Annotated in this window: 11 protein-coding genes and 1 pseudogene; 5 read left to right on the top strand and 7 right to left on the bottom strand. The window is 66.2% G+C overall.

Annotated elements, in window-relative coordinates; all coding sequences use genetic code 11:
• Positions 1–153: 153 nt before the first annotated feature.
• Positions 154–366, top strand: a complete 213-nt coding sequence (locus NA10_RS19360) for a hypothetical protein (protein ID WP_157556613.1) — start codon at positions 154–156, stop codon at positions 364–366.
• A gap of 577 nt (positions 367–943) precedes the next feature.
• Positions 944–1147: a cold-shock protein gene (locus tag NA10_RS19355; RefSeq protein ID WP_067569949.1), complete on the top strand. Its 204-nt coding sequence runs from the start codon at positions 944–946 to the stop codon at positions 1145–1147.
• Positions 1148–1330: 183 nt separating this feature from the next.
• On the opposite strand, the pseudogene NA10_RS38740 reads toward NA10_RS19355, so the two are convergent.
• A pseudogene (locus NA10_RS38740) lies at positions 1331–2178 on the bottom strand (fatty acid desaturase family protein); the annotation flags it as partial.
• Positions 2179–3097: 919 nt separating this feature from the next.
• Between NA10_RS38740 and NA10_RS19345 the strand changes: the two are divergent.
• Together NA10_RS19345 and NA10_RS19340 are read left to right on the top strand one after the other, a co-directional pair.
• Entirely contained in the window at positions 3098–3463 is a 366-nt protein-coding gene (locus tag NA10_RS19345; RefSeq protein WP_245677601.1) for a MerR family transcriptional regulator, read from the top strand.
• Positions 3464–3805: 342 nt separating this feature from the next.
• A complete protein-coding gene (locus tag NA10_RS19340) occupies positions 3806–4051 on the top strand; it encodes a hypothetical protein (protein WP_307188402.1) in 246 nt (81 codons plus the stop codon).
• Between the two features lie 99 nt (positions 4052–4150).
• Here NA10_RS19340 and NA10_RS19335 read toward each other — a convergent pair whose 3' ends face one another.
• Positions 4151–5179, bottom strand: coding sequence for an alpha/beta hydrolase (locus NA10_RS19335; RefSeq protein WP_067569942.1), 1029 nt, complete (start codon positions 5177–5179; stop codon positions 4151–4153).
• A gap of 2 nt (positions 5180–5181) precedes the next feature.
• Positions 5182–6780 (bottom strand): lipase family protein, encoded by a 1599-nt coding sequence (locus NA10_RS19330; protein ID WP_169812610.1) that lies wholly within the window; start codon positions 6778–6780, stop codon positions 5182–5184.
• Here NA10_RS19330 and NA10_RS38195 point away from each other — a divergent pair.
• Complete coding sequence (locus tag NA10_RS38195) at positions 6745–7077, top strand: zinc-binding dehydrogenase (protein WP_307188401.1); 333 nt, start codon at positions 6745–6747, stop codon at positions 7075–7077. The two genes, NA10_RS19330 and NA10_RS38195, sit on opposite strands and share 36 nt — an antisense overlap.
• Here the strand turns inward: NA10_RS38195 and NA10_RS19325 are convergent.
• The 4 genes from NA10_RS19325 to NA10_RS19310 form a co-directional block, all read right to left on the bottom strand.
• Positions 7064–7981, bottom strand: coding sequence for a LysR family transcriptional regulator (locus NA10_RS19325; RefSeq protein ID WP_281180203.1), 918 nt, complete (start codon positions 7979–7981; stop codon positions 7064–7066). The two genes, NA10_RS38195 and NA10_RS19325, sit on opposite strands and share 14 nt — an antisense overlap.
• A 104-nt stretch (positions 7982–8085) precedes the next feature.
• Complete coding sequence (locus tag NA10_RS19320) at positions 8086–8361, bottom strand: hypothetical protein (RefSeq protein ID WP_067569937.1); 276 nt, start codon at positions 8359–8361, stop codon at positions 8086–8088.
• Between the two features lie 255 nt (positions 8362–8616).
• Entirely contained in the window at positions 8617–9810 is a 1194-nt protein-coding gene (locus NA10_RS19315; RefSeq protein ID WP_067569935.1) for a TetR/AcrR family transcriptional regulator, read from the bottom strand.
• An 89-nt stretch (positions 9811–9899) separates the two neighbouring features.
• On the bottom strand, positions 9900–10730 hold the full coding sequence (locus tag NA10_RS19310; protein WP_067569933.1) for an SDR family NAD(P)-dependent oxidoreductase: 831 nt from the start codon (positions 10728–10730) through the stop codon (positions 9900–9902).
• Positions 10731–10732 lie beyond the last annotated feature (2 nt).

Below are 10732 nucleotides of genomic sequence, written 5' to 3'. Positions count from 1 at the left end.
ACGGAATCACAACTTCTTAACTTCCGAACGAGAGAGACAGTACAACCGCGCGCCGGGATTGTCTACACCCGACAGTAGAGATTTTTGGGGGCATCGAACGGCCTTCTGCCGGTGCGCACATTGCCGGCTTTCAACTACCAACGCGGGGACACGATGACCGCGACGGACACGCGCACCGCCCGCATGGATGTCCTGCTCCCCGAAGCGATGGCTGGCAGCGCACTCGATACCGTGATCGCTCTGCACGCCGAGGAGGCCCTGACATGTCAGGTGAGCGGCCGGTCGCCATCGAGCGCGGCCCAGGGCGCCGGCACCGCCCCGATACCCCGGCCGATGCCCGACAAGACTGTCTTCCCCGCATCGTGATCGGCCGGTTGATCCGGCCCAGCGGGAGCGGATTCACGGCCCGCCGGACTGGGACGAATCCGGATCGCTCCGGAAATGGTTTGCGAGACCGGCTGTAGTTCGATGCATCCCCACCCACGGATGGCTCCGGACCCGCCGAATCGCCGACCAAAAATCTGTAGTGGCGGATCTAGACATATATCGATCGCTTCGGTAGTTTCTTGGTCGTAGCAAGTGAGGGAAACATCCGCGAGGGCACGGGAGATAACGAACTGCCCGTGAGTAAGGGACGACGATTGGACCGAAGCAGGGTCCGTAAGCTGTCGAGTACGAGGTAACACAAGGTAGTAAGTACGCGACCGTTCGATCGCCCGTCTCCGTCTTCCCGGCGGGCAAACCCACCGATTCACCCCCTTCAAGTGGGTTACGGTCGTTTCCACCGGGCCCCGGTGCCGCCCTTTGCGCGGCACCGGGGCCCTCGTCGAAGAACTGTCCCCCGCCCGCCCGCATTGCACGGAGGAGGGTGTGTGGCATACTGGTGATCGAGTACGGGTTTTTGCAATGATCACCCGGCTCCTACAGGAAGTCACAAAAAAGTATGTCGCAAGGCAGTGTGAAGTGGTTCAACGGCGAAAAGGGCTTCGGATTCATCGCCCAGGACGCGGGCGGCCCCGATGTGTTCGTCCATTACTCCGAGATTTCCGGCTCCGGCTACAAGTCCCTTGATGAGGGCCAGCGCGTCGAGTTCGAGGTTGGCCAGGGGCAGAAGGGCCCGCAGGCCCAGAGCGTCCGCGCCATCTAGTAAGCAGACGAGAAAACAGGAACCCGCGCTACTGCGTGGGTTCCTTGCTTTTTCGGGCGGATCCGCTCACCCGCGCATCGCTGCCACCTGCTGTGCCGGCTTGCTCCCGTTCGCGATCGGAACGGGGGGTGCTCACGGCTCGACCCGCTGCTGGTTCCGCAGGGTCCGCTTAGCCGCGCGCAGCGCCAGGAACGCCATCGCCGAGCCCGCGTGAAAGTTGGCGCTGCTCGGCATCTTTCGTAGATACCACCCCACGCGGGTTTCGCCGGCGAAGTGCTCGTCGGTGAACTTCTGGGCACCGTCGGGGAAGTGGCCGCAGAAGATCACCGCATATGCCCACCGATTGCGAATCAGGTTCGCGGTGAGGTTCGCCTTCAGGGTCTGCTTCTGCTTCCATCCGCGCCCGGTGAGCATCGGGTAAATCACGAATCCTTCGCCACCTGCCGCCCGATCTTGTGTGCGAACGCCCTGTTCGGCTCCGACCGCAGCGGCGGCCCCGACTCGCCGGTGGGTGCCTGCGCCGCGTCGAGGTCGTGCCGGGCGATGCCCCACTCGAAGGTGACCGCGTGGACGAGGTTGGCCACCGGTTGAATCAGATGGATTGGGCGCCACGGCTCGTCGCGGGTCATCCGCAGAATACCGAATCACAGATCCTCGTCACGGCCCAGCACATTTGGTATAGGTGTGGTGGGCATAGTTGTGGGCGCGCTTCCACCGCGCACACGACCCGACCATGTCCCACCCCCAGGTGGTGGAGTGGATCTCCGGGTCGTTCATCCAATCCCGCTGTCCATGGCTGATGTTGTGCCCGAGCTCCATGTTCTCGACGATCTTCGCGACCGACAGCAGAGCTGTGCCGGCTAGCCACGCCCACCGCTTCCTGTTTGCGAAGAGCGTGGCCCGGCCGGCGGCTTCGAGCACACGCCGGCCGCGGATGGCCCGGTGAATGTATGCCGCGCTCCGCTCACCCAGCGACTGCTCCACGTTCCGGCGGATGGTGTCAGTTCCTCGCCGAGGGCCTCGACATCAGCAGGCCGGTCGGCTTGGCGGCTAACGCATTCAACGCACCGCGTCCCTGGCGGCTTTCCAGTCTCCGGCTGCCCCCGGGCGAGAACACAGCCGGTGAGGCGAAACGATTTCAGGCCCCGGCGCTGTGGGCGCCGGGGCCTGAAATTGATCGTCAAGGGACGGATTCAATGTCGTTTTCGATTTCCGGCCGGTGAGGCCGGTGGCTGACACCGTGTCCGAACTTGCCGACACGGCCGCACAGTGCGTAGGTGGGTACTCGTTGAACACCTCCCGGCTCGTAGGTCGCTGCCCGCACCCACATCTCGGTGCGGTTTCGCCGGCGGGTCGCTGTGGCGACTTCCGGCGTGTCGTGCGATTTTCCGGTTCTGCTGCCGCGGCCCGTTCGGGATCTGCCACGGCCTTGCCACTTCTTACTCTCCGAACGAGAGAGATAGTACGACGATCGATTCTGATTGTCTACATCTTGGAGTGCAGATTTTCTGGAGCGATGTCGTCCGGTCAGCCGTTCGACGGTTCGGAAAAATGTGTAGCGGAAAATGTAGACAATGACGGATGCACTGTGTAACTTAGCTCTCGCATCAGCGAGAGATCGAGTAACTGGGCAGGTGAGCTGCCTGGTAGGAAATACCCCCGTCCCCTCCGGCGCTGACGAGAATCCGGCAGACCCCCCCGTAGCCGGACCGCCGCCGGAGGGGATGGCGTACCGCACGATGAGGACCTTCGTTGACAGGCAGTACCCGACACGCATGGAGGTGGCCACTGAGTAGTCCGATTCCCGTCTTGCACCCGGACAAGCCTTCGGTGCGAGATACCGCATCGGCCCGCAGGGGCCGATGAGTCGTTCCCTTCCGTATACGTGGATCCCAGGCCCCGGCGCACTCGCGCCGGGGCTTGCCGTCGTGCCCAACCCTGAGAGGTGCTGTGCAGCAACCAGATACCACACCCGTCGGCGACTCCGGTGGGCCCGACAAACTAGATGACGAGGACTTCCCCGCCTACAGCATGGGCCGGGCCGCGGAAATTCTCGGGGTGACCCAGGCATTCCTGCGGTCCCTCGATGCCGCACGCCTGTTGACCCCGCAGCGCTCGGCGGGCGGGCATCGCCGCTACTCGCGGTATCAACTGCGGATCGCCGCGCGCGTGCGCGAGCTGATCGACGCCGGTAACTCCCTCGAGGGCGCATGCCGGATCGTGATCCTGGAGGACCAGCTCGCCGAGGCCCACGCCCTCAACACCACCCTGCGGCACGCCCTGGATCAGCACGATCCACAAGACCCGGAGCACTGACCGGCTCCGCGGTACGCAAGAGGCCCGCGCGGTCCGCGCGGGTTTCTGTTCGGGTCGGCTCCCCCCGGCCGGAGCCGGAAACCCGGTCCGAGGCGATCGCAACCTGCGCGATGACAGGTAATTGATTGCGCAACAACGGGATTCGGGACATTCCCCGCAGTAAGGCACTGCGGCTCCGCGCGGTTGCGAGTAGTTGCGGACCGCGATAGTTCGCCGTCTTGGCGAAACCGCGCACGGCCGTATGTGAGAACAGCGGCTGGTTCGTGGCTCACGACATATCCGCACCCACCCGAGCCGGCGCGATTGGCTCGAGCAGCCGACCCCGGAGAATGGGGACCAGTAATGAGAGCCTATGAGGGCAGGCGGATGCGCGGCGGACGCCGTTCGAACTTAGCCGGTCTCATCACCCTGCTGGTGTCCGTATGGTTGATCGTCGGCGCGGTGGCCGGCGGGCAGCGACATTACTACGCCAGCGCGCCCACCAACTGCGCGAGCACGGCAACCATCGCCGCCTGGCCGCTCAACTATGTCGGGATGAATCCGAAGGTGGGAGACTGCCACGTCGACCTACCGCAACCCAGTCCGTAATCATCGGATTACGTTGCAGCACAACAAATATAAGGTTCTGCCGTCGGTGAATGCGCTCGGGGATCGTGCCCAATGCGTACGCGGGTCAGCGACAGAGGTCTACAAGGGGCGGCCGATGGGGTCCGACCGGTTCGCCGACTGGCGTGCCCAGCCGATGGCGTCGTCGGCGGCGAGCGACAGGATGTCGAGATGTCTTCCCGCATAAGACCTGTGCAGGACTTCGGCACCTTGCGCGGACAGCTGGGCGATTGTGCCCCGAATGGTCGATTCGGGGGTCAGGGGATCGTCGACGATGGTGCCGACCAGCAGTGGTCCCTTGGTCGGCTCGGGGATTTCGCCGCAGTGCCGAAGCGCCGCGGCCACCCGGGGGTGGCGGGTCAGGTTGTGGAGGCCGAGATCGCCGACGGTGTAGGGGGCCAGCAGTTGGCGCATGCCGGGGACCGAGAGGGATTCGGCTGCTGTCAGGAACTCCGAACCCGTCGCGGGCAGGAACTCTTGCGGTCGGAAGGAGGGATCCTGGGAGCGCATGCCCGCCAGCAGCGCGAAGATCAGGGCGTCGGCCGGGAAGTCCGAATCCTGGGTTACCGCGGTGAAATACGAGAGATAGTCCGGCGGGGACAGGGCGATGGTTCCCCGGTAATCCAGGTCGAAGTCGGCGAACGGCGCGACCGCCGCCGCCCGGATGACGGTATCCGCACCCTGGCAGAATCCCGCCGCGACAACGGAATCGCCGATCCCGGCATCGAGTTCTCGTGCGGCAGCACAGATTTCAATGACGTCCTGGGCGGCCTCCTCGGCGAAGGGGAACGGGTTGATACCGGAACCGTCCAAGCCCCGATAGTCGGCGGCCGCCACCGCGCAGCCGTTCGCCAGCCACGCGGACAGGTGGGCGCGCTCCACCCCGGGTAGTCCGCGGATCGACGGTGCGTGCTGCCGATCGAGCCCGACGAAACAATGCGCCCAGGTCAACAGGGTCAGTCCGGCCGCCCGCTCGGTGCGATGGGGCAGGTAGACCGAACCCGAGGTCGTCCGGCCGGAGCTGCGGAATCGAATTCGGTACCCACGCCGGGTTTCCTTCGGGCACAACCCCGGATCGAGGATGTCCGCACTCGTCAGACGGCGGGGCATCGCTAGTTCAATCGACCGAACAACCAGTAGCCCGGGGATCCATGGTCCTGGCCGACCAGGAAATCGACGACGCTGCGCGCGAGTTCGGCCTCGTCGATCGAACCGTTGCCATCGGTATCGGTGAGGTCGAAAATCGTGTCGGATTCGTCCTCGCCGATTCCGAGTCCGCTTGTCACGGCGTGGAATTGGGTGCGAGTTATCCGAGTGCCGCTCTCGTCGATCAGTGTCATCACCGCGCTCACGAGTTCGCCCGCGCCCGCGGCGACCTGCGCCGAGCCGCGGCCGACACCACCGGCGAGGAATTCGCGCAGATCGATGGTGCCGTCCCCGTCGAGGTCGTAGAACTCAATCAGTTGTCGTGCCAACTGCTCGTAGCCCTCGCGGACGCGGACGGCGACCGGATCGCCGAGCGGCCGTCCGAAACTCTGAATCAATCGCAGGGCGTGGGCGCGGAAATCGTCCGGTCCGATCCGGCCGTTGCCGGTCGCGTCGAGTACTCGGAAGCGGACGTCGCCGTCACCCGCGGGGACCTGCTGGGCGGTATCGGCGCGGCGGACGGTGTTCAGGTCCGCGGCCCACCGGGTGGCCTCGCGGGCGGCCGGTTCCAGCAGTCCGATGTGGTCCAGGGATTCGAAATCGCGGAAGGTGATGTCGGTGCCGCAGTCGACGAGGGCCTCGGCGAATTCCCGGCCCTGCGCCGCGGTGAAGACCGGGTCCGCGCCGCCCGCGCACAGGTAGATCGGCCGGTCGTACTTCGTCGCGGGCGGGCTGGTCGATTCCAGGGCATCGATCAGCGGTTGCCACTCGGCGATTCCGGTGATGCCCGCGCCGTCATTGGTCGTGGCCGAGCAGAGCGCGTCGAGTTCGCCCATGGATCGGGTCCGCGCGGCGTCGAGCAGTTCGCGCCCGATCGGGCTCAGCCGGTCCCCCGGCTCGAATTCCGGTCTGCGGGTGTGGAGTCCGGCGAGAATCGTCGGCACCAGCGCGTGCACGGGTTGCGCGCCGTCCTCGGTATTGGATCGCACGAATTCCAGGAATCGAACCGGCGGAGCCAGTGAGACCGTCCCCAGCAGCTCCAATTCCGGGGCGTAGGCGGTGCACAGCGCCGCGGCGAACAACGAGCCGTGCCCGCCCTGTGAGAATCCGCCGATGACGGTGCGATTGTCGATATCGAGATCCATCTCGTGCACGGCCAGGGCGATATCGATGATGTCGTCGGCGATGGCCTCACCATCGAGGTAGGGGTGCGGTTCATCGGTGCCCAATCCCTCGTAATCGGTTGCCGCGACGACGAATCCGGCCCGCAGCCAATGCGAGAGGTGCGCACGCTCCTCGGGGATCAAGCCCACCCGGGAGGGGGCGTTGTGCTCATTGATCCCCACGGTGCAATGCGCCCAGGTCAGTAGCGGAGCGGGCGTGGCGGACGGCCTCGGCACGAAGACCGAGCCGCTGACCGCTCGCATGTCACCGGAGAAATTGGGCGCGGAGTACAGAATCCGATAGGCCCGCTCCGCGCCGTCGGGCCACAGCGCCCGGTCCAATGGATCCACATCGAGCAGCTTGCCGTGATCGATTCCCGAACAATCGAGTGCAGAAGTCACGTGCATCCTCCAGGCGAACCGGTCGAGTGCAAGCCGACGTGCTCCAAGAATCAGCAGTGCATAACCTTACCCGGCACCCGTGGCGTATGTCACGTCGCAGGTCAGCGGCTGTCGGAGCGCACCTTCCTGATCGTCGAAGCGGCCGGTGCGGGTATGCGGGAGATCGCGGCGCTGGTCGAATCGGGCCGCCCGCGCCCACAGATCGATACGGTGATGCCGTTCGAAAAGGCCGCCGAAGCGGATCGACTGGGGCAGAGCGGACGTGTCGCGGCGAAGATCGTCCTCACCGTCGATTGACCGGCTGCCCGCCGATCGATTCCGTATCATGTTGCGCCGCAGCGGTTTCGAGTAGGGTGTCGACGAAGTCTCGCACCCCGGCGGAGTTCCGTTCGGTGGGCCAGATCAGCCCGTACTCGATGGGCGGCGCATCATGGAACGGGATGAACACGATGCCGGGCCGGTCGTGATACCGACTGCCGCGCAGCGCCACCGGGGAGACCCCGCGTCCGGCCACCACATGCGACGGTATCTCCGTCCAGTAGGTGGCGAACGGCCCCGGTGGAATCTCCCGGCCCGAAGGAGTTCGGGTGGGGAGGTGGAAGTTCAACCAGTACAGCGGGATATCGCCGCGCAGCGATACCAGCGGAGCCTCCGCGAGATCCTCCAGCGAGACACTCTCCCGGCGCGCGAACCGGTGCCCCGCGGGCACCATGAGCGCGCGGGGTTCGGAGAAGATGACCGGGCCTGCCGTGAGATCCGGTTCGTCGAGGGGGAATTCGCTGACCTGGAGATCGAACTGCCCGGACCGCAATCTGCCGAGCGGATCGCAGAGTTGGATCTCGTGGAATTCGATCCGGCAGTCGGGATGGCGCAGACCGAACGCCCGCGCCGCGAGCCCGAGCAGATCGGCCACCCACGGCGTGGAGTACCCGATGCGCAGCGTGGAGCTGACGCCCTGTCCGGATTCGATCGCCCGTTCGATCGCCGACTGCAACTGCGCATAGGCCGGGCGCAACTCGTCCCGCAGCTGTCGCCCGGTGGCGGTGAGCACGACCCGCCGACTGGTCCGCTCGAACAGCGGCGCCCCGACGCGCCGCTCCAACTTCTGGATCATCTGACTGACCCGCCCCGGCGAGAGCTCCAACCGCGCGGAGGTCCGCCGAAAATGCAGTTCCTCCGCCAAGACCAGAAAGGCTTCGATCTCATGCCGCTCGATCTTCGGACTCCTCGACTGCCGTACGGAAATTAGAGCAGCCGATCATCGCACACCGGGAAATTCACCGCTCGAAAGAAGTGCGGCGCAGGTCAGCGCAGGCTGCGGAGGAACAGGGCCAATTGCCAGGCGCTGTGGTCGGGTTGGCCGTCGTTCTGGGTGAGGGCGGCGCGGATGGTGTCGACGTGGTTGTAGCCGGGGAGGGTGACGACGGTGGCGAGGGCGGGGGTGCCGGTGGCCGGTGGGACGGGGCTGTCGCCCGCCCAGGCTACGAAATTCGGTTTCAGGCGGCTCATGCCGTCGTAGCGGAGGGCGGCGCGGTCACCGCTGCGGACGCCGCCGTAGCCCGCGGCGATATCGGTGACCACGCGGAGCGGAAAGTAGGTTTCCCAGTAGGCGCTGGACCTGCCGATCCGAGGCCGCGCTCACCGGCTCGGACTCCGCGACGGCCACCCCGGTGGTGACGCCCGCCGTGGTGACTGCGACCGCCGGCAGCACCCCGCCGGGAGCCGAGCACGCCGAACAACTGTGTTCATGTCCTGCACGCGGCCAACGAATCCCCGCGCCCACCACGGGGAATCCCGTGACAATCAGGCCCGGGCACCCGGCACAGTGCCCAAATATCAGTCGTGCGCGGTGATGCCGAGCAGTTCGTCGCCGATGACCAGCAGGGGCTCCTCGATACCGGGTCGGGTGGCGAGCTGCGCGGTCAAAGCAATTTCATTGCACAGGGTTTGGGCGGCCTGAACGCGCAGCCGCGCGGTGATCGGATCCCACTCCGGATGCACCTCCACCGCCAGGTGCACCCATTCGGCGATGTACGCGTGCTGGGCGGCGCGACCGCGCTGACGATCGGGTTCGGGCAGATGCATCGCCTCGGAGAGCAGGATCTGCACCAGATCGGGATTCTCGAAGGTGAAGACGCGATAGCTGCGCAGCAGGCGATGCAGGCCGTCGCGGGGATCGGCGGCCCGGGCGAAGGCGCGGTTCATATCTATTCGCAGCCATTCGTCCCCGCGGAGCACCGCGGCGGTGAGAATCTCGGCCTTGGTGGTGAAGTGGTTGTACACGCTGGGTCCCGCGATACCGACTGCCGCGCCGATATCCTCGATCCCCACCGCAGCGAATCCGTTGCGGGCGAACAGCTTTGTGGCCTCGGTCAGAATCGCCTCGCGCCGCGATCGAGTCGAGAGCGCACCCCCGCGTGTGACCGGCGCGCTCGGCGCGGGCAGCGTGATCGGTGCGTCGATGGTGGTGCGGACGAGTTCGCCCAGCAAAGTGGTGAATCCGGGTTCCGGCAGCGAAAGACCATGGAAGGAAACACTATTGACGACGGCCAGCGCGCACCGGGCGAGCAGATCCGCCTCGTCGGCGGTCAGGGCGGGGCGGCGTTCGCGCACCAATGCGGTGAGCCGCGCGATGATCCGCCGAGTAGCCGCGCGCAATTCGGCGCGATTGCCGACGGACAGATGCCGGGCCTCGCGCCGCCACAGCACCCCGATCCGGCGATGCGCCAGTGCGGCCGCCGCCAGCCGCGCCCCGACATCGGCGGAGTCGGCCGCCTCGAGCGTGGCCTCCACCGTGGCCAGCGCCTCGGCCACCACCGTCGCCAGCATGTCCTGTTTGCCACGAAAGTGCCGATACAGCGCGGAGGGCCCGATGGCGACCGCCTCGGCCACCTCCCCCATGCCGACCGTGGCGTACCCCTTGCGATAGAACAGATCGCTCGCGGCCAGCACGATCAGCTCGCGCCGATTCGCCGGCCTGGTCCCGCGGACCGGGCCGGGCAGCGTCTGCCTCTCCGGCCCGCTCACCATCTGTTCTCCTCATACGGCGCGCCGCCGGTGGGGCGGTCGGCTGCCCAATGTCTACCGCATCCGCCCACCGGCGCGAACGACGACTCGTCCTACATATTGAAGCCGCCGCCGCAGATGAGGGTCTGCGCGCTGACGTAATCGGATTCGGGCAGGCACAGCAGGTAGACCGCACCGGCGGCCTCGGCGGGCGTGCCGGAGCGGCCGAGCGGGATCATCTGCTCCATGGCCGAGAGCAGATTCGGGTTCACCCCGACCTTGATCTCCTTGCCCTGCATATCGATGGTGCCGCCGCTGCCCGCCGGAGCCTCGGTGAGCCGGGTCTTGATGACGCCGAACGCGACCGCGTTGACGGTGACGTTGTAGCGGCCCCACTCCTTGGCAATGGTCCGGGTCAGGCCGAGAATGCCGGCCTTGCCCGAGGAGTAGTTGGCCTGTCCCGCATTGCCTCCCGTGCCCGCCAGCGAGGAGATATTGACGACCTTGCGGCACGGCACCGGCTCGCCCGCCTCGCGCGCCTTCTTCACCGCGGCCGAGATGACCGGCTGGGCGGCGCGCAGAATCCGGAACGGGGCCTTGAGGTGCACATCGAGAATGGCGTCCCACTGCTCATCGGTCATCTTCTGGATGACCGAATCCCAGGTGTATCCGGCATTGTTGATAATGATGTCCAACCCGCCGAACTCATCGACGGCGGTCTGCACGAAGCGCTCGGCGAAGCCCTCCTCGGTGACGCTGCCGACACACGAAACCGCCTGTCCGCCCGCGGCTTCGATGGCAGCAAGGGTCTCCTTGGCCGGTTCGGCGTCGAGATCGTTGACCACCACCTTCGCGCCTTCGGAGGCGAGTTTCAGCGCGATCTCCCGGCCGATGCCGCGGCCGGAGCCCGAGACAATGGCGACCTTGCCATCCAGAGTTCCCATGG

This window comes from Nocardia acidivorans NBRC 108247 (assembly GCF_001625085.1).
GTDB classification, from domain to species: Bacteria; Actinomycetota; Actinomycetes; order Mycobacteriales; family Mycobacteriaceae; genus Nocardia; species Nocardia acidivorans.
The sequence above is the reverse complement of the archived record's forward strand: the minus strand, read 5'-3'. Positions and strand labels throughout refer to the sequence as shown.